Source organism: Mitsuaria sp. CC2, from assembly GCF_048957715.1.
In the GTDB taxonomy this organism is placed as follows: Bacteria; Pseudomonadota; Gammaproteobacteria; order Burkholderiales; family Burkholderiaceae_C; genus Roseateles.
The window spans coordinates 18,302-34,658 of the sequence record NZ_JARVXN010000038.1 but is presented as its reverse complement, the minus strand read 5'-3'; the positions used below and the strand labels follow the sequence as shown (position 1 = coordinate 34,658).

Annotated in this window: 21 protein-coding genes; 17 read left to right on the top strand and 4 right to left on the bottom strand. The window is 68.6% G+C overall.

Going from position 1 to position 16,357, the window contains the following annotated elements:
• The first annotated feature begins 3 nt into the window (after positions 1-3).
• Positions 4-1,614: a wax ester/triacylglycerol synthase family O-acyltransferase gene (locus tag PV762_RS24520; protein ID WP_421037615.1), complete on the top strand. Its 1,611-nt coding sequence runs from the start codon at positions 4-6 to the stop codon at positions 1,612-1,614.
• Positions 1,615-1,710: 96 nt separating this feature from the next.
• On the opposite strand, the gene PV762_RS24515 is transcribed toward PV762_RS24520, so the two are convergent.
• From PV762_RS24515 to PV762_RS24505, 3 genes are all read right to left on the bottom strand, one after another.
• Positions 1,711-2,040 carry a hypothetical protein gene (locus PV762_RS24515; RefSeq protein WP_421037614.1) on the bottom strand — a complete coding sequence of 110 codons (330 nt, stop codon included), beginning with the start codon at positions 2,038-2,040 and terminating at the stop codon, positions 1,711-1,713.
• Positions 2,041-2,191: 151 nt separating this feature from the next.
• Positions 2,192-2,329 carry a hypothetical protein gene (locus tag PV762_RS24510; RefSeq protein WP_421037613.1) on the bottom strand — a complete coding sequence of 46 codons (138 nt, stop codon included), beginning with the start codon at positions 2,327-2,329 and terminating at the stop codon, positions 2,192-2,194.
• 173 nt (positions 2,330-2,502) lie between these two features.
• Positions 2,503-3,180, bottom strand: a complete 678-nt coding sequence (locus PV762_RS24505; RefSeq protein ID WP_421037612.1) for a TetR/AcrR family transcriptional regulator — start codon at positions 3,178-3,180, stop codon at positions 2,503-2,505.
• Positions 3,181-3,272: 92 nt separating this feature from the next.
• On the opposite strand from PV762_RS24505, the gene PV762_RS24500 reads away from it, so the two are divergent.
• The 16 genes from PV762_RS24500 (at position 3,273) to PV762_RS24425 (ending at position 15,729) form a co-directional block, all read left to right on the top strand.
• The gene (locus PV762_RS24500; RefSeq protein WP_421037611.1) at positions 3,273-4,229 is read left to right on the top strand and encodes an ABC transporter ATP-binding protein; all 957 of its coding nucleotides are present in this window, start codon (positions 3,273-3,275) and stop codon (positions 4,227-4,229) included.
• Complete coding sequence (locus tag PV762_RS24495) at positions 4,226-5,008, top strand: ABC transporter permease (protein WP_421037610.1); 783 nt, start codon at positions 4,226-4,228, stop codon at positions 5,006-5,008. The genes PV762_RS24500 and PV762_RS24495 overlap by 4 nt, the downstream gene beginning before the upstream one ends.
• Positions 5,009-5,032: 24 nt before the next feature.
• Positions 5,033-5,296, top strand: a complete 264-nt coding sequence (locus PV762_RS24490; RefSeq protein WP_088408428.1) for a BolA family protein — start codon at positions 5,033-5,035, stop codon at positions 5,294-5,296.
• A 150-nt stretch (positions 5,297-5,446) separates the two neighbouring features.
• The gene (gene hisG, locus PV762_RS24485; RefSeq protein ID WP_421037609.1) at positions 5,447-6,088 is read left to right on the top strand and encodes an ATP phosphoribosyltransferase; all 642 of its coding nucleotides are present in this window, start codon (positions 5,447-5,449) and stop codon (positions 6,086-6,088) included.
• 20 nt (positions 6,089-6,108) lie between these two features.
• Positions 6,109-7,422 carry a histidinol dehydrogenase gene (hisD, locus tag PV762_RS24480; RefSeq protein WP_421037608.1) on the top strand — a complete coding sequence of 438 codons (1,314 nt, stop codon included), beginning with the start codon at positions 6,109-6,111 and terminating at the stop codon, positions 7,420-7,422.
• A gap of 276 nt (positions 7,423-7,698) precedes the next feature.
• Positions 7,699-9,249, top strand: a complete 1,551-nt coding sequence (locus tag PV762_RS24475; RefSeq protein WP_421037607.1) for a methyl-accepting chemotaxis protein — start codon at positions 7,699-7,701, stop codon at positions 9,247-9,249.
• Positions 9,250-9,431: 182 nt separating this feature from the next.
• Positions 9,432-9,650 carry a CopG family transcriptional regulator gene (locus tag PV762_RS24470; protein WP_088408424.1) on the top strand — a complete coding sequence of 73 codons (219 nt, stop codon included), beginning with the start codon at positions 9,432-9,434 and terminating at the stop codon, positions 9,648-9,650.
• Positions 9,647-10,159, top strand: a complete 513-nt coding sequence (locus PV762_RS24465; protein ID WP_421037606.1) for a PIN domain-containing protein — start codon at positions 9,647-9,649, stop codon at positions 10,157-10,159. Before PV762_RS24470 ends, PV762_RS24465 begins: the two co-directional genes overlap by 4 nt.
• Positions 10,156-11,256 (top strand): histidinol-phosphate transaminase, encoded by a 1,101-nt coding sequence (gene hisC / locus PV762_RS24460; RefSeq protein ID WP_421037605.1) that lies wholly within the window; start codon positions 10,156-10,158, stop codon positions 11,254-11,256. Before PV762_RS24465 ends, hisC begins: the two co-directional genes overlap by 4 nt.
• Before the next feature lie 88 nt (positions 11,257-11,344).
• Positions 11,345-11,941: an imidazoleglycerol-phosphate dehydratase HisB gene (hisB, locus tag PV762_RS24455; RefSeq protein ID WP_088408422.1), complete on the top strand. Its 597-nt coding sequence runs from the start codon at positions 11,345-11,347 to the stop codon at positions 11,939-11,941.
• Positions 11,938-12,642, top strand: coding sequence for an imidazole glycerol phosphate synthase subunit HisH (hisH, locus tag PV762_RS24450; protein ID WP_421037604.1), 705 nt, complete (start codon positions 11,938-11,940; stop codon positions 12,640-12,642). Before hisB ends, hisH begins: the two co-directional genes overlap by 4 nt.
• 102 nt (positions 12,643-12,744) lie before the next feature.
• Positions 12,745-13,488 carry a 1-(5-phosphoribosyl)-5-[(5-phosphoribosylamino)methylideneamino]imidazole-4-carboxamide isomerase gene (hisA, locus tag PV762_RS24445; RefSeq protein WP_421037603.1) on the top strand — a complete coding sequence of 248 codons (744 nt, stop codon included), beginning with the start codon at positions 12,745-12,747 and terminating at the stop codon, positions 13,486-13,488.
• Between the two features lie 3 nt (positions 13,489-13,491).
• Positions 13,492-14,262 carry an imidazole glycerol phosphate synthase subunit HisF gene (hisF, locus tag PV762_RS24440; protein WP_421037602.1) on the top strand — a complete coding sequence of 257 codons (771 nt, stop codon included), beginning with the start codon at positions 13,492-13,494 and terminating at the stop codon, positions 14,260-14,262.
• Positions 14,259-14,954, top strand: coding sequence for a 16S rRNA (guanine(966)-N(2))-methyltransferase RsmD (gene rsmD, locus PV762_RS24435; RefSeq protein ID WP_421037601.1), 696 nt, complete (start codon positions 14,259-14,261; stop codon positions 14,952-14,954). Before hisF ends, rsmD begins: the two co-directional genes overlap by 4 nt.
• Positions 14,955-14,961: 7 nt before the next feature.
• A complete protein-coding gene (coaD, locus tag PV762_RS24430; RefSeq protein WP_421037600.1) occupies positions 14,962-15,471 on the top strand; it encodes a pantetheine-phosphate adenylyltransferase in 510 nt (169 codons plus the stop codon).
• A gap of 3 nt (positions 15,472-15,474) precedes the next feature.
• Complete coding sequence (locus PV762_RS24425) at positions 15,475-15,729, top strand: YfhL family 4Fe-4S dicluster ferredoxin (RefSeq protein ID WP_088408418.1); 255 nt, start codon at positions 15,475-15,477, stop codon at positions 15,727-15,729.
• Between the two features lie 87 nt (positions 15,730-15,816).
• On the opposite strand, the gene PV762_RS24420 is transcribed toward PV762_RS24425, so the two are convergent.
• Positions 15,817-16,356 (bottom strand): histidine phosphatase family protein, encoded by a 540-nt coding sequence (locus PV762_RS24420; protein ID WP_421037599.1) that lies wholly within the window; start codon positions 16,354-16,356, stop codon positions 15,817-15,819.
• Between the last annotated feature and the right edge of the window lies 1 nt (position 16,357).

Below are 16,357 nucleotides of genomic sequence, written 5' to 3'. Positions count from 1 at the left end.
GCATTGCCCACTCCCGCCGCGTCCAGATCGTCCCCCCTGCGGAGCGCCAAGTCCACATCTTCGGCGGCTCCCGCCAAGCGTGCGCCCGCCGCAGGCACAGGGGCCAATGCCGCCAGGAACGGGAACGGCAAGCAGAACGGCAAGAGCGCGAGCAGCCTCGATCGTCCTGACGGCCTGCCGAAGGGCGCCGAGCCGATGTCCAAGGTCGACACCGCCTGGCTGCGCCTGGATACCGAAGCCAACCGGATGATCATCCACGGCGTGCTGCTGCTGAAGCCCCACGTCGCGCTTGACGACCTGCGCGCGCGCGTCGCTGAACGGCTGCTGCGTTTCCCCCGCTTCAGACAGCGCGTCGTGGAGGCCGGCGACAGCGCCTGGTGGGTCGAGGACGCCGATGTCGACATCACCCGGCACGTTGTGGCCGAAACCTTGAACCGTCGTCGCGGCCGACCGCTCGAAGGCGCGCTGCAGGACCGCCTCGCCGAACTGGCCGCGGAGCCGCTCGACCCGGCCCGGCCACTCTGGCAGTTGCACCTGATCGAACACTACGACGGCAGCAGCGCGCTCATCGCGCGCGTGCATCACTGCATCGCCGACGGCATCGCGCTGATCGCGGTGCTGCTGTCGATCACCGACGGCGGTGCCGTGCCGCCGGGCTTGCCGGGGACGAAGCCGGCCAAGGCGGGGCGGGCGGGGACGGGGAAGGGCGCGAAGGCGGCGATGGACGACGCCGCCGAGCCCGAATGGCTCGCCGATGCGATGGTCAAGCCGATCAACGCCTGGACCGTGCGCGAGATCCAGGAGCATGCCGGGTCCGGGACGCCGGACGTCTCCCCGGCGGAGCGCCTGGGCAAGCAGGTCCTCAAGGATGCCGCCGCGCTGACCGACGCACCGGACGACGCGAAGACCCGCCTCAAGGGCAAGGCCGGTCGCGCCAAGCGCGTCGCCTGGGGCGCGCCGCTGCCGCTGGACGCCGTCAAGGCGGTCGGCAAGTCGATGAACGTCTCGGTGAACGACGTGCTGCTGAACTGCGTCGCCGGGGCGCTCGGGCTCTATCTGCGCGAACACGGCGACGACACGCATGGCCAGGAGATCCGCGCGCTCGTGCCGGTCAACCTGCGTCCGCTGGAAACGGCCTGGCAACTGGGCAACCGCTTCGGCATGGTGCCGCTGCCGCTGCCGGTCGGCATCACGAATCCGGTCAAGCGGCTCTACGCCGTGCATGCCCAGACGCAGGCGCTGAAGAACAGCCTGCAGCCGGCCCTGGCCATGGGCCTGATGGCGACGTCGGGTTCGGTGGAGAAGGCGGCCCAGCGCGCGATGCTGAAGACGCTCTCCCGCAAGGCGACCGCGCTGATGACCAACGTGCCCGGACCGGCCCAGGCCCTGCAGCTGTGCGGATCGGCCGTCGAGCGGGTGATGTTCTGGGCGCCTCAGGCGGGCGACATGAGCCTGGGCATCAGCATCCTGACCTACGCCGGCCAGGTGCAGTTCGGACTGATCGCCGATGCCGGGCTCTGCCCGGATCCGGAACGCATCGTGGCCCACTTCGGGCCCGAGTTCCAGCAATTGCTCACGCTCGCGCTGATGCTGCCGTGGGAGGTCAAGGACTGACCCCGGTGCGACGGACCGGGTCCGCCGCCATGCAAAACGCCGCCCCGAGGGCGGCGTTTGTCACTCCGGAAGCCGGCGCTTCGAAGGAAGGTCCGTTTACTTTGCGGTCTTCTTGGCCGGCTGCGGGCGGCCCGCGGCGGTCGGGTAGGCGGACATCACCTTGACCGGGTCGGCGCTGGCCAGGTACTCGGCGTACTGGGTCTGGCCGCAGGAGACCGCCTGGCCGCTGGTGGCTTCGCCGCGGTACTCGCCGCGGTTGTAGACGAAGCGGTACTCGTTGGCGGCGGCGGCCTGCTCGAACTTCACGGCGTGCTGGCTGGCGCACTCGGCGCGCAGCGCCTTGGCGTCGGCGTTCTCGGCGGTGGCGGCCTGGGCCATCGGGGCGATCAGGGCCAGCAGGGCGGCGGTGGTCAGGATGCGCTTCATGAATCGGTCCCTTGATGTCGGTGAATACGATATCCCTAATTTATAGGGTGTCGTTTTCCGCCGCCAACCGCGACCAGGGGGTCCGGCTTCGCACGAATCCAGGGTTTGTGCGGAGGGCCGGACCCCGGCTTGCTGCTAGCCGTGTGGCGCGTCAATCGAACGGTGCCATCCGCAGCAGGCCGTAGTGAATGACGAACCCCGACGGACCCAGCGTCCGAAGTCGCTCCCAGTCGACCATCAAGGACGACGGGCTCCAAGGCGCGATGCTGGGGCGCAGTTCTCGCAACATGCTCAATGCTCCGTCAAGGTCAGCGGCAAAGTCGCCGCCCCTGAACCGTATTCATCGAGCTTCAGGCGAGCATGGCTCAAGCCAGTCAATCTGACTGACAGAGATGAGTCAACGGGCGAGAGGTTTGACAAGCATCAAGCGAGCGTCGAGTCCCGATGGCGGAACTTGCCCGATCATGCTTGGGAGGCGCCACCCGCTTGCGGCTGATACTTCCCCGCCAGCTGGAACAGGTGGTCGCGCGAGGCCGGTTCCAGATAGGGGAGCAGCAGCCCCAGCACGTGGAAGGCGCCGCGCATCAGCGCCTCGCCGGCGCGCTCGGGCTCGAGCGCGTTGCGCGGATCGCGCACGTATTCGTAGCTCAGCCAGTAGCTCAGCAGCACCACCATCGCGTTGGCCGTCGGCACCGCCTCGCGGACCTGCATCGTCAGCGCGCCGCTGGCCTGCAGGCCGCCCAGCATCCCCACCATCGCCTGCGTCTTCTGTTCCAGCACGTGCTGGAAGTGCGTTTCCAGCTTGCGGTTCTTCGACAGCAGGTCGTTGAGATCGCGGTACAGGAAGCGGTGCTGCCAGATCAGTTCGAACAGCATGTGGAAGAACAGCCAGGCGTCCTCCACGTTGCGCACGTTGCCCACCGCCCCCAGCAGCTCCGACAAGGCCTTGTCGTAGCGGTTGAAGAGCGCGTTGATCAGTTCGTCCTTGGCCGGGTAGTGGTAGTACAGGTTGCCGGGCGAGATGCCGAGCTCCGCCGAAATCAGCGTCGTGGAGACGTTCGGCTCGCCGAAGCGGTTGAACAGGTCCAGCGTGACTTCGAGGATGCGTTCGGCGGTGCGGCGCGGCTTCTTGGTGGCCATGGGCCCAGGGCGTTTGAGGGGTGGGGAGGTGGGCCATTCTGTCATGACCCCAGGCCAGCGCGGGCCGGGGCCCCTGCCTACAATCGCCGCCCATGCCCGCAAGCCCCCCACAACAGTCGGCCGCCATGTCCGTGCCGGCCGGCGGTCCGCCCGCCCTGCGTTTCAGCAATGTCAGCAAGACCTACCGCGACGGCCAGTTCCGCGCGCTGGACGGCGTCAGCTTCGACATCCAGCCCGGTGAGTTCTTCGGCCTGCTCGGCCCGAACGGCGCCGGCAAGACCAGCCTGATCAGCATCCTCGCCGGCCTCTCGCGCGCCAGCGGCGGGCAGGTGTCGGTGCTCGGCCACGACGTCGTCGACGACTATGCCGAGGCGCGCAAGAAGCTCGGCATCGTGCCGCAGGAACTGGTCTTCGACCCGTTCTTCAGCGTGCGCGAGACGCTGCGCATCCAGTCCGGCTACTTCGGCGTGCGCAACAACGAGGACTGGATCGACGAACTGCTGCACCACCTCGGCCTGGCCGACAAGGCCCACAACAACATGCGCCAGCTGTCCGGCGGCATGAAGCGCCGGGTCCTGGTCGCGCAGGCGCTGGTGCACCGCCCGCCGGTGATCGTGCTGGACGAACCCACCGCCGGTGTCGACGTCGAGCTGCGCCAGACGCTGTGGCAGTTCATCGCGCGCCTGAACCGCGAAGGCCATACCGTCCTGCTGACCACGCACTACCTGGAAGAGGCGGAGGCGCTCTGCCACCGCATCGCGATGCTGAAGCAGGGCAAGGTCGTCGCGCTGAACCGCACGTCGGAGCTGCTCGCGGGCACCGCGTCCACGATGCTGCAGTTCAAGACCGATTCGGCGCTGCCGATCGCGTTGTCCGAACGTGCCCGCATCACGGGCCGCATCGTCCAGCTCACCGCGCACGACGCCACCGAGGTTGAACAGATCCTCGCCACCCTGCGCGAGGCCGCCGTCCCCATCGAAGACCTCGAGATCGGCCGCGCCGACCTCGAAGACGTCTTCCTCGAGATCATGCAAGGAGGCCGGGCATGAGCGCGAGCCATTTCCCCATCCGCCTCGAAGGCGCGGCTCCGTTGTTCTACAAGGAAGTGCTGCGCTTCTGGAAGGTCGGCGCCCAGACCGTGGGCGCGCCGGTGCTGACCGCCGTCCTGTACCTGCTGGTCTTCGGCCATGTGCTGGAGGACCACGTCAAGGTCTACGGCACCGTGGGCTACACCAGCTTCCTCATCCCCGGCCTGGTGATGATGAGCGTGCTGCAGAACGCCTTCGCCAACAGCTCCTCCTCGCTGATCCAGAGCAAGATCAGCGGCAACCTGGTGTTCCTGCTGGTCACGCCGCTGTCGCACTGGGCCTGGTTCCTGGCCTACGTCGGCGCCTCGGTGATCCGCGGCTTGATGGTGGGGGCGGGCGTGCTCGCCGCCACCGTGTGGTTCGCGCCCCCGGGCGTGGCCAACCCGCTGTGGGTGCTGGCCTTCGCCGTGCTGGGCGCCGGGCTCATGGGCACGCTGGGGCTCATCGCCGGCCTGTGGGCCGAAAAGTTCGATCAGATGGCCGCCTTCCAGAACTTCATCGTCATGCCGATGACCTTCCTGTCGGGCGTCTTCTATTCGGTGCAGTCGCTGCCGCCGTTCTGGCAGGCCGTCAGCCACCTGAACCCGTTCTTCTACATGATCGACGGGTTCCGGCACGGCTTCTTCGGCGTCAGCGACGCCTCGCCGTGGTTGAGCCTGGCCGTGGTCGCGGCGGCCTTCGCCGTCGTCGCGGCGCTCGCGCTGGAGCTGCTGCGCCGCGGCTACAAGATCCGCCACTGACCCCAGGTAGAATCCCGCTCCATCATGGCCGATCCGACCCCCGCAGAAGTCCAGAGCTACATCGCCCAGGGTCTCGCTTGCAGCGAGCTCCAGGTCGAGGGCGACGGACGCCATTTCTTCGCGACGATCGTCTCGGCCGAGTTCGAGGGGCTGAGCCGGATCAAGCGCCACCAGCGCGTGTACCAGGCGCTGGGCGATCGCATGCGCGAGCAGATCCACGCGCTGTCGATGAAGACGCTGACCCCCGACGAGTTCGCGCAGCAAGGCACCGCGCACCACCATCACTGACAGCCACCCGGCCTGCAGGCGGGTGGCGGTGTGTCCCCGTCCGGTGAACCCGCTGCCGTCCCCCTGAACAGCCCGAGGCTGCGGCCAGAAGCTCCAGCCCGAAGCGCGCTTCCCGGAGCGCGCGTTCATCGAGGACACCGAGGACACCGCATGATCACCCTGGCACTTTCCAAGGGCCGCATCTTCGAAGAGACCCTGCCGCTGCTGGCCGCCGCCGGCATCCAGGTGCTCGAAGACCCGGACAGCTCCCGCAAGCTGATCCTCCCGACCAATCAGGCGCAGGTCCGCGTCGTGCTCGTGCGCGCGACGGACGTGCCGACCTATGTCGAATACGGCGGCGCCGACATCGGCGTGGCCGGCCGTGACGTGCTCATCGAGCACGGCGGCGCGGGCCTGTACCAGCCGCTGGACCTGCGCATCGCGCAGTGCCGCATGAGCGTCGCCGTGCGCGACGACTACGACTACGACCACGCCGTCCGCCAGGGCTCGCGGCTGCGCGTGGCGACCAAGTACACCACCATCGCGCGCCAGCATTTCGCCGACAAGGGCGTGCACGTGGACCTGATCAAGCTCTACGGCTCGATGGAGCTGGCCCCGCTGGCGGGCCTGGCCGACGCGATCGTCGACCTCGTCTCCACCGGCAGCACGCTCAAGGCCAACCGCCTGGTCGAGGTCGAACGGATCATGGAGATCTCCTCGCGCCTGGTCGTGAACCAGGCGGCGCTCAAGCTCAAGCGCGAGGCGCTCAAGCCGCTGATCGACGCGATCGCTTCCGCCATTCCCGCCGCCTGATCCGCCGCCCGGAGCCCGCCATGACGACGTCCCTTCGCACCCTCAACACCGCCGACGCCGACTTCGAGGCCCAGTTCCAGCGCGTGCTGCACTGGTCGGCCGAGACCGACGCCGCGATCGAGACCCGCGTCGCCGAGATCCTGGCCGACGTGCGCGCCCGCGGCGACGCGGCGGTGCTGGACTGCACCGCGCGCTTCGACGGACTGCAGGCGGCATCGCTGACGACGCTGGAGCTGACCCGCGAAGAGCTGAAGGCCGCCTTCGACGGTCTGCCCGCCGGGCAGGCGACGGCGCTGACGCAGGCCGCGGCGCGCGTGCGCAGCTATCACCAGCGCCAGAAGCAGGCCTGCGGCGAAAGCTGGAGCTACCGCGACGAGGACGGCACGCTGCTGGGCCAGAAGGTCACGCCGCTGGACCGGGTCGGCATCTACGTCCCGGGCGGCAAGGCCGCCTACCCGTCGAGCGTGCTGATGAACGCGATCCCGGCGCAGGTCGCCGGCGTGCCCGAGATCGTCATGGTCGTGCCGACGCCGCGTGGCGAGAAGAACCCGCTGGTGCTGGCCGCCGCCTATGTCGCCGGCGTGCACCGCGCGTTCACCATCGGCGGCGCGCAGGCCGTGGCCGCGCTGGCCTACGGCACCGCGACGGTGCCGCGTGTCGACAAGATCACCGGACCGGGCAACGCCTACGTGGCCAGCGCCAAGAAGAACGTCTTCGGCCAGGTCGGCATCGACATGATCGCCGGCCCGAGCGAGATCCTCGTGCTGGCCGACGGCAGCACCCCGCCGGACTGGGTCGCGATGGACCTGTTCAGCCAGGCCGAACACGACGAGATGGCGCAGAGCATCCTGCTGTGCCCGGATGCCGGCTACATCGCCCAGGTCCGCGAGGCCATCGAGCGCCTGCTGCCCGGCATGCCGCGCCGGGACGTCATCCGCGCGTCGCTCGAAGGGCGGGGCGCCCTCATCCAGACCCGCTCCATGGAAGAGGCCTGCGAGATCAGCAACCGCATCGCCCCGGAGCACCTGGAAGTCTCCAGCGCCGATCCGCACCGCTGGGAGCCGCTGCTTCGCCACGCCGGCGCGATCTTCCTCGGCGCCTACACCAGCGAGTCGCTCGGCGACTACTGCGCCGGTCCGAACCACGTGCTGCCCACGTCCGGCACGGCGCGCTTCTCCTCGCCGCTGGGCGTCTACGACTTCCAGAAGCGCTCCAGCCTGATCGAGGTCAGCGAGGCCGGCGCCCAGGTGCTCGGCCCCATCGCCGCGACCCTCGCCTACGGCGAGGGCCTGCAGGCCCATGCGCAGGCGGCGGAGTTCCGGCTCAAGCGCTGAGTCCTCCCGGGCGCACCGGCCCATCCGGCCCATCCGGCCCTTGCGGCCCCTCGCGGCCCCTCGCGGCCCTTGCGGCCCCTCGCGGCCCCTCGCGGCCCCGCCCGTGGCGTGGCTCACGCCGGGGCTCACGCAGGGGCTCGCGCAGATTTCACGCGGTGACGCCGGGCAAACCCTGGGCTGCGGATAAACCGCCACATTCCCCGTTGATTCGCGGTTCGCCCTTCCGCGCGAAACGCCTAGCATGCTTCGAACATCTTCATCACAGGACGTCGAAACATGAAGGTCTCAGATCTGCGCGTCGGAGTACGCATTTCCCTGGGATTCGCGGCCGTGCTGCTGGCCACCGTGCTGGTGGGCGTGGTGGCGATCAACCGCATGCAGGTGATCCAGGGCAACGTCGAGGACATGGGGTCCGACTGGATCCCGTCGATCAACGCGGTCAACGCCCTGCGCGGCGACCTCAACGAGTTGCGCCGGGCGGAGATGGCGATGTGCCTGAAGGACGTCATCCTGGAGGTTGAGCAGGAGCAGGACCGCATCAAGAACCTGCGCGAGAAGTCCTTGCCCGGGCTGGCCAAGGCCTACGAAGAGCTGGTGTCCTCTCCGGCGGAGGCCGAACAGTGGAAGGACGCGAAGGCGAAGTACGCCGCCTTCATCGCGGTGCAGGACAAGCTGATCGCCGCGCGCAAGGCCGGCAATCGCGGCGAGTACCAGTCCACCGTCAACGGCGAATCGCAGCAGGCCTTCTCGGCCATGATCGGATCGGTGCAGAAGCTGGTCGACATCAACACCGCCGGCGCCCAGAACAGCCTTGAGGAATCGAGGGCCGCCTACAAGGCGGTGTTGACCACCATGGTGGTGCTGATCGTCGCCGCGCTGGCGGCGGGTGGCGTGCTCGCCTTCTACCTGACCCGCAGCACGGTGCGACCGCTGACGGTCATGGTGGGCGTGGCCAGCCGCGTCGCCGAGGGCGACCTGACCGTCGACATCGACACCACGCGCCGCGACGAGCTGGGCCAGCTCGCCCAGGCCCTGTCGGCCATGCAGGGCGCGCTCAACCGCTCGCTGTCGGCGGTGCGCACCAGCGCCGAGAGCATCGCGATGTCCAGCGCCGAAGTCGCCGCGGGCAGCAGCGACCTGTCCGCGCGCACCGAGCAGATGGCTTCCAGCCTGGAAGAGACTTCCGCCACCATGCACGCGCTGACCGACACGGTCCGCCTGAACGCCGATTCCACGCGCCAGGCCAGCCAGCTTGCGCTCAATGCCAGCCAGGTCGCGGAGCGCGGCGGCGTGGTCGTCTCCGAGGTGGTCAGCACGATGGACCAGATCAATGCGTCCTCGCGCAAGATTTCCGACATCATCGGCACGATCGACGGCATCGCCTTCCAGACCAATATCCTCGCCTTGAACGCTGCGGTCGAAGCCGCCCGCGCGGGCGAGCAGGGCCGCGGGTTCGCGGTGGTCGCGAGCGAGGTCCGTTCGCTGGCCCAGCGCAGCGCCGAGGCCGCCAAGGAGATCAAGACGCTGATCGGTGCCAGCGTCGACCGTGTCGATGCGGGGTCGCGTCTTGTCAGCGATGCGGGCGAGACCATGCGCGAGATCGTGTCCGCCGTGCAACGCGTCACGGACATCATCCAGGAGATCTCCTCGGCCACGCAGGAGCAGAGCACCAGCCTCATGGAGGTCGGGCAGGCCGTCCAGCGCCTGGACGAGGTCACCCAGCAGAACGCCGCCCTGGTCGAGGAATCCTCCGCTGCTTCCGAGTCCCTTCGCGAGCAGGCGGGAAGCCTGCAGCACGTCGTCGCGCAGTTCCGTCTGCACGCCTGACGCAGTCAAAGAACCGGAGGCAGCGAGTCTCCGTGGGGCCGGAATGGTGCTGGGGGTTCCCGGAGGGATGCCCCCTGCACCGTGGAGTGCCCGCGCACGGCCTCTGAAGTCGGGCGTTCAAGTCGGCCTTCATCCAACACGAAGTTCGTGCAACACGAACTTCGTGTTAATCTGAAGGTCTGATGAAGAACGTCACCGTGACCATGGAAGACAGCGTCGCCGAGTGGGCGAGGCTGGAAGCTGCGCGACGCAATACCAGCGTATCGAGGCTGGTCGGCGAGCTGCTCGCCGAGAAGATGCGGCACGACGACGCCTACGAGCGCGCCTTGCAGGATTGGCTGCACCGTGAGCGCACCTGGTCCTCGGACGGCCAGCCGTATCCGGGACGGGAGCTGCTGTGAACGCCCCCGTCGCCGACCGTGCCCCCGTCGAGCTGACCGCCCCGGTCTTCGTCGACACCTCGGTGCTGATTCTCAGCGAGGACGGTGCCGATCCCGCGCGGCGCGCGCAGGCCATGGCCTGGTTGCGCTGCCTGTGGCAGCAGCGCCTGGGGCGTACTTCCAGCCAGGTGCTCAACGACTTCTACCGGTCGGTGACGACCAACATCGCGCCGCCCATGCCCAACGGCGACGCGCGCGCCGAGGTGCGCCGCTACCAGCGCTGGGCGCCGTGGGCGGCCGACCATGCGACGGTCGAATCGGCCTGGTCGCTGGAAAGCCGCTTCTCCCTGCCGTACGCCGACGCGCTGATCGTCGCGGCCGCCAAGGCGCAGGGCTGCGAGACCCTGCTGAGCCTGGCGCTCCCGCACGGGCAGCTGTTCGACAGCGTCCTGATCGTCGACCCGCTGCGCGCGTTGCCGGCGGGCGCTTCCCTCTCCGACTTCCTGCCGTCTCCGGCGACTGCTCCATGACCGCTGCCCTTGATAGAGCCCTCGGTGTCCTGCGCGAGGACGTCCGCGCGATGCACGCCTACCAGGTGCATCCGTCCGCTGGCCTGATCAAGCTGGACGCGATGGAGAACCCGTTCCGGCTGTCGCCGGAACTGCAGCGCGCGCTGGGCGAGCGTCTGGGCGCCGTCGCCATCAACCGTTACCCGGGCGAGCGCACGCTGGAGCTGGCCCAGGCGCTGGCCGCGCATGCGAAGCTGCCCGAGGGCCAGGCGCTGATGCTGGGCAACGGCTCCGACGAGTTGATCTCGCTGCTCGCGATGGCCGTCTGCCAGCCGGGCGAGCGCGTCGCCGTGCTGGCGCCGGTGCCGGGCTTCGTCATGTATGAGCTGTCGTCGAGGTACCAGCACCTGGACTTCGTCGGCGTGCCGCTGACGGCGGATTTCGAACTCGACGAGGCGGCGATGCTCGTCGCCATCGCCGAGCACCGTCCCGCGATCGTCTACCTGGCCTATCCGAACAACCCGACCGCGAACCTCTGGGACGACGCCGTCATCGAACGCATCGTCCAGGCCGCGCCGGGTCTGGTGGTCATGGACGAGGCCTACCAGCCCTTCGCCGCGCGCGACTCGATGGCGCTGATGGCGCGTCATCCGCAGGTGCTGGTCATGCGCACCATGAGCAAGTTCGGCCTGGCCGGCGTGCGCATCGGCTACATGATGGGCAACGCCGTGCTGATCCGGCACATCGACAAGCTGCGTCCGCCGTACAACGTCAGCGTGCTGAACGCAGAGGCCGGCCTCTTCGCGCTGGAACACGCCGAGGTCTATGAGCGCCAGGCCGCCGAGCTGCGCGCCGAGCGCGCGAAGTTGCAGACCGCGCTGGCCACGTTGGCAACGACCGTCGATCTGCACGCCTTCCCGAGCGAGGGCAACATGATCCTGGTGCGCGTGCCCGACGCCAACGCGCTGCATGCGGCGCTGAAGGCGCGCGGGGTGCTGGTCAAGAACGTCTCGGGCATGCATCCGCTGCTGGCGCGCTGCCTGCGCCTGACCGTGGGCACGCCGGATGAGAACGATGCCATGCTGGCGGCGATCGAAGCCGGTCTGACGCAGGTTTGACGCCGATCTGAAGCAAGCCTGATGCAAGCCTGAAGGTTCACTGTCCCTCCCTGATCCTCCTGATCCTCCTGATCTCCCTGGAATCCCCATGAGCTCCGAACGCATCGCCGAAGTCCGCCGCGACACCAAGGAAACGCAGATCCGCGTGCGCGTGAATCTGGACGGCACCGGACAGGCGTCGCTGAACACCGGCATCGGGTTCTTCGACCACATGCTCGACCAGATCGCCCGCCACGGGTTGATCGACCTCGACATCGAGGCCAAGGGCGACCTGCACATCGACGGGCACCACACGGTCGAGGACGTCGGCATCACGCTGGGCATGGCCGTCGCGCAGGCGGTCGGCGACAAGAAGGGGCTCACCCGCTACGGCCACAGCTACGTGCCGCTGGACGAGGCCTTGTCGCGCGTGGTGGTCGACTTCTCGGGCCGTCCGGGACTGGCAATGGACGTCAAGTTCACCGCCGGATCGGTCGGCGCCTTCGACACGCAGCTGACCTACGAGTTCTTCCAGGGCTTCGTCAATCATGCGCTGGTATCGCTGCACGTGGACAACCTCAAGGGCCACAACGCGCATCACCAGTGCGAGACGATGTTCAAGGCTTTCGGCCGCGCGCTGCGGATGGCCATGACGCTGGATCCGCGTTCGGCCGGTGTCATCCCCTCGACGAAGGGCACGCTGTGAGCGCCTCCGAAGACTCCACCGGCTCCGCCGGCTCCGCCGCCTCCACTGTCTCCCGGCCGCGCACCGTCGCGGTCGTCGACTACGGCATGGGCAATCTCAGGTCGGTGTCGCAGGCGGTGATCAAGGCGGCGCAGGACCAGGGCGTGCGTGTCGTCATCACTGCCGAGCCCGACGAGGTGTACGCCGCCGAGCGCATCGTCCTGCCCGGCCAGGGCGCGATGCGCGACTGCATGCGCGAACTCGCCGACAGCGGCCTGAAGGAAGCGGTGCTCGACGCCGCCGCGCGCAAGCCGCTGATGGGCGTGTGCGTGGGGATGCAGATGCTGCTCGACCACAGCGAGGAGCAGGACACGCCCGGGCTGGGCCTGATCCCGGGGCGCGTGAAGCGTTTCCGGCTCGACGGCCAGTTGCAACCCGACGGCAGCCGCTACAAGGTGCCGCAGATGGGCTGGAACCGCGTGCACCAGACGCGGCCGCATCCGGTCTGGGGCGAGGTGCCCGACGAGAGCTGGTTCTACTTCGTGCACAGCTTCTATGCCGAGACGTCGGACCCGCGCGACAGCGTCGGTCAGAGCGACTACGGCCCGCGCTTTACCTGTGCGGTGGCGCGGGATAACATTTTTGCCACCCAATTCCACCCCGAGAAAAGTGCCGCGTCCGGGCTCGCCCTGTATCGCAATTTCCTGCACTGGGCGCCCTGACGGCCGGACGCCGGGCTGCCGGCCCGGTGCCGCCGACGTCGCCAGCGCTGTTCTCGAGTTCCTCCGAACACTTCCCCTTCCTTCACCCCCACTGCCTCGGCCATGCTGCTGATTCCCGCGATCGACCTGAAAGACGGCAAATGCGTCCGCCTCAAGCAAGGCGACATGAACGACTCCACGACCTTCGGCGAGGATCCCGCCGAGATGGCGCGACGATGGGTCGATGCGGGCGCGCGGCGCCTGCACCTCGTGGACCTGAACGGCGCCTTCGCGGGCAAGCCGGTCAACGAGGCGGCCATCAAGGCGATCCTGCGCGAGGTCGGTGACGACATCCCCGTGCAGCTGGGCGGCGGCATCCGCGACCTGGACACGATCGAGCGCTACCTCGACGACGGCCTGTCGTACGTGATCATCGGGACCGCCGCGGTGAAGAACCCCGGTTTCCTGCAGGACGCGGCCTCGGCCTTCGGCGGCCACATCATCGTGGGCCTGGACGCCAAGGACGGCAAGGTGGCCACCGACGGCTGGAGCAAGCTCACCGGCCACGAGGTGATCGACCTGGCGAAGAAGTTCGAGGACTACGGCATCGAGGGTGTGATCTACACCGACATCGGCCGGGACGGCATGCTGACCGGCATCAACATCGACGCCACGGTGAAGCTGGCGCAGGCGCTGTCCATCCCGGTGATCGCCTCGGGCGGCCTGTCGAACCTCGCCGACATCGAGGCGCTGTGCGCGGTCGAATCCGAAGGGGTGAGCGGCGTGATCTGCGGCCGCGCGATCTATACCGGCGATCTCGACTTCGCCGGTGCGCAGCGACGCGCCGACGAGCTGAACGGAGACTGACCGGTGCTGGCCAAGCGGATCATCCCGTGCCTGGACGTGACCGGCGGTCGCGTCGTCAAGGGCATCAATTTCGTCGAGCTGCGCGACGCCGGCGATCCGGTCGAGATCGCGGCCCGCTACAACGAGCAGGGCGCCGACGAACTGACCTTCCTCGACATCACGGCGACCAGCGACGGCCGCGACCTGATCCTGCCGATCATCGAACGGGTGGCCTCGCAGGTCTTCATTCCGCTGACGGTCGGCGGGGGCGTGCGCTCGGTCGCCGACGTCCGGCGGCTGCTGAACGCGGGGGCGGACAAGGTGAGTTTCAACTCGGCGGCGGTGGCCGATCCCGAATTGATCCGCGCGGCCTCGGACAAATACGGCGCGCAGTGCATCGTCGTCGCCATCGATGCCAAGCGCCGTCGGAACGCCGACGGCACCACCGGGTGGGACGTCTATACGCACGGCGGCCGCAAGAACACGGGCCTGGACGCGGTGGCATGGGCCACGCGCATGGCCGAGTTCGGCGCCGGCGAAATCCTGTTGACCAGCATGGACCGCGACGGCACGAAGAGCGGCTTCGACCTGGCGCTGACGCGCGCGGTGTCGGACGCGGTGGGCGTGCCGGTGATCGCCTCGGGCGGCGTCGGCTCCTTGCAGGACCTGGCCGACGGCATCACGAAGGGCGGCGCCGACGCGGTGCTGGCCGCGAGCATCTTCCATTACGGCGATCACACCGTCGGTGAAGCCAAGGCGTTGATGGCCTCGCAGGGCATCCCGGTCCGCCAATGAGTACATCCAGCGGACGAGGCAAGGGTCGTGAGCGCGATCAGTCCCCGGAGATCGAGGGCCTGCGCCGCTCCGGCCGGCCCGGTCCGCGGGTGACGGTGGGCCAGGGCGCGGTCAAGCCGCGTCCGCGCGAGGCCGGACCGGGAGAGGTCCGCATCGTCGGCGGCGTCTGGAAGCGATCCAAGCTGCCGGTGCCGTACAGCCCGGGTCTGCGTCCCACGCCCGACCGCGTGCGGGAGACGCTGTTCAACTGGCTGGGGCAAGACCTGGCGGGCTGGCGCGTGCTGGACGCCTTCGCCGGCAGCGGCGCGCTGGGCTTCGAGGCCGCCTCGCGCGGCGCGACCGGCGTGACCCTGCTGGAGCGCGACGCCACGCTGGCGAATGCGCTGCGCGTCAACCTCAAGCGGCTGGACAAGGACGGCACGGTGCCGATGACGATCGCCAACGCGGACGCGCTGGCCTGGATGCGGCGCGGGGCGCCGGCCTCGTTCGATCTGATCTTCCTGGACCCGCCGTTCGCGGACGGCCTGTTCGTCGACGCACTTGCCGCGGCCGCACCGCTGCTGGCCGGGAACGGCCTGATCTACCTGGAGTCGCCGGAGGCGATCGAAGCGCCCGCGGCGCTGGGCTTGTCCGTGTGGAAGGAAGGGCGGGCCGGGGCGGTGCATTACCGCCTGCTGCGCCGCGGCGGATAATCCGCGCATGACCTCCCAGATCCTGCTGACGGCCGTCTACCCCGGCACCTTCGACCCCATGACCCTCGGCCACGAGGATCTTGTGCGTCGCGCCAGCCGTCTGTTCGAGCGCCTGGTGCTGGCGGTCGCGGCGGGCCATCACAAGAAGACGATGTTCAGCATCGACGAGCGCCTGGACATGGCGCGCCAGCTGGTGGCGCCGTATCCGAACGTCGAGGTGGTGGCCCTGGAGGGCCTGCTGAGCCACTTCGTGCTGGCGAACGGCGGCAAGGTCGTGGTGCGCGGGCTGAGAGCGGTGTCGGACTTCGAATACGAATTCCAGATGGCCGGCATGAACCGGCAGCTGATGCCCGAGGTCGAGACGGTCTTCCTGCCACCGTCGGACAACTACCAGTTCGTCTCCTCCACCTTTGTGCGGGAGATCGCCACCCTCGGCGGCGAGGTGGCCAAGTTCGTCTCGCCGCTGGTCCGCGAGCGCCTGGCAGAGCGCGTCGCCAAGAACCGCATGGAGCAGTAAGCCATGGCGTTGATGATTACGGACGAGTGCATCAACTGCGACGTCTGCGAACCCGAGTGCCCCAACCACGCCATCTCGATGGGCGAGGAGTACTACCAGATCGAGCCTAGCAAGTGCACGGAGTGCGTCGGCCATTTCGACGAGCCGCAGTGCGCGATGTTGTGCCCGGTGGCCTGCATCCCCGTCAATCCTGATCACGTCGAATCGCGCGAGACGCTGATGCAGAAGTACGTGCGACTGACCCAGCAGACAGCTTGAGTCATTCGCCTACTTGAACGGGCAATTGAAGCGTGAGGCGTGTTGGAGAGACGTCTCGATAGCTGAGGATGAAGCAGGTGTCTGGCCTCAGAGTTCCCAGCGCTCGGAGTAGGCTGGGGGCTGTGGCCACTGATCGGCGCTAGGCGGTCGGTCGGGATGCTCCCGCGCCCACCGCCTCGCCAGCATCCACCCGCCGTGGCTGATGACCAGCGCGCCGCCCGACCATGTCGAGGCGCGCTTGAGCAATGCCGTCAGCGACTCGCCGCCCTCCGGCGCGTAGCGCGCGAAGTCCGAGACCCACGCGTCGATCTCGTGCTTCGAAATCTCCGTCCATTGCCGGCCATCCCACGCGCCGAAGTCGATCTCCGCGAGCGCCGCGTCGGTGTGATGTCGCCAACCCCACTGCTTCAGCCATCGGCCGACATCGGCGCAGCGCTGAAGGGGCGACGTCCACACCGCATGCGGCAGTCGGTGTCGCCTCGCGTGGGCCTGGATGCGCCGCGCCAGCCGCTTGGCGCGGCGTCGTTCCACCGGCAGGTCGCAGCGAGCGCCCACGCATAGACCCTTCGCTCCTTCGGGCTGCGGATGTCGCCAGACGACGATGCTGGCGATCTCACTGCCGCTCATG

Excerpts from the sequence above, each read along its gene's own strand:
- PV762_RS24515 (WP_421037614.1), bottom strand. The coding sequence starts at position 2,040 with ATGAAGCGCATCCTGACCACCGCCGCCCTGCTGGCCCTGATCGCCCCG.
- PV762_RS24510 (WP_421037613.1), bottom strand. The coding sequence starts at position 2,329 with ATGTTGCGAGAACTGCGCCCCAGCATCGCGCCTTGGAGCCCGTCGTCC.
- PV762_RS24505 (WP_421037612.1), bottom strand. The coding sequence starts at position 3,180 with ATGGCCACCAAGAAGCCGCGCCGCACCGCCGAACGCATCCTCGAAGTC.
- PV762_RS24500 (WP_421037611.1), top strand. The coding sequence starts at position 3,273 with ATGCCCGCAAGCCCCCCACAACAGTCGGCCGCCATGTCCGTGCCGGCC.
- PV762_RS24495 (WP_421037610.1), top strand. The coding sequence starts at position 4,226 with ATGAGCGCGAGCCATTTCCCCATCCGCCTCGAAGGCGCGGCTCCGTTG.
- PV762_RS24490 (WP_088408428.1), top strand. The coding sequence starts at position 5,033 with ATGGCCGATCCGACCCCCGCAGAAGTCCAGAGCTACATCGCCCAGGGT.
- hisG (WP_421037609.1), top strand. The coding sequence starts at position 5,447 with ATGATCACCCTGGCACTTTCCAAGGGCCGCATCTTCGAAGAGACCCTG.
- hisD (WP_421037608.1), top strand. The coding sequence starts at position 6,109 with ATGACGACGTCCCTTCGCACCCTCAACACCGCCGACGCCGACTTCGAG.
- PV762_RS24475 (WP_421037607.1), top strand. The coding sequence starts at position 7,699 with ATGAAGGTCTCAGATCTGCGCGTCGGAGTACGCATTTCCCTGGGATTC.
- PV762_RS24470 (WP_088408424.1), top strand. The coding sequence starts at position 9,432 with ATGAAGAACGTCACCGTGACCATGGAAGACAGCGTCGCCGAGTGGGCG.
- hisC (WP_421037605.1), top strand. The coding sequence starts at position 10,156 with ATGACCGCTGCCCTTGATAGAGCCCTCGGTGTCCTGCGCGAGGACGTC.
- hisB (WP_088408422.1), top strand. The coding sequence starts at position 11,345 with ATGAGCTCCGAACGCATCGCCGAAGTCCGCCGCGACACCAAGGAAACG.
- hisA (WP_421037603.1), top strand. The coding sequence starts at position 12,745 with ATGCTGCTGATTCCCGCGATCGACCTGAAAGACGGCAAATGCGTCCGC.
- rsmD (WP_421037601.1), top strand. The coding sequence starts at position 14,259 with ATGAGTACATCCAGCGGACGAGGCAAGGGTCGTGAGCGCGATCAGTCC.
- coaD (WP_421037600.1), top strand. The coding sequence starts at position 14,962 with ATGACCTCCCAGATCCTGCTGACGGCCGTCTACCCCGGCACCTTCGAC.
- PV762_RS24425 (WP_088408418.1), top strand. The coding sequence starts at position 15,475 with ATGGCGTTGATGATTACGGACGAGTGCATCAACTGCGACGTCTGCGAA.
- PV762_RS24420 (WP_421037599.1), bottom strand. The coding sequence starts at position 16,356 with ATGAGCGGCAGTGAGATCGCCAGCATCGTCGTCTGGCGACATCCGCAG.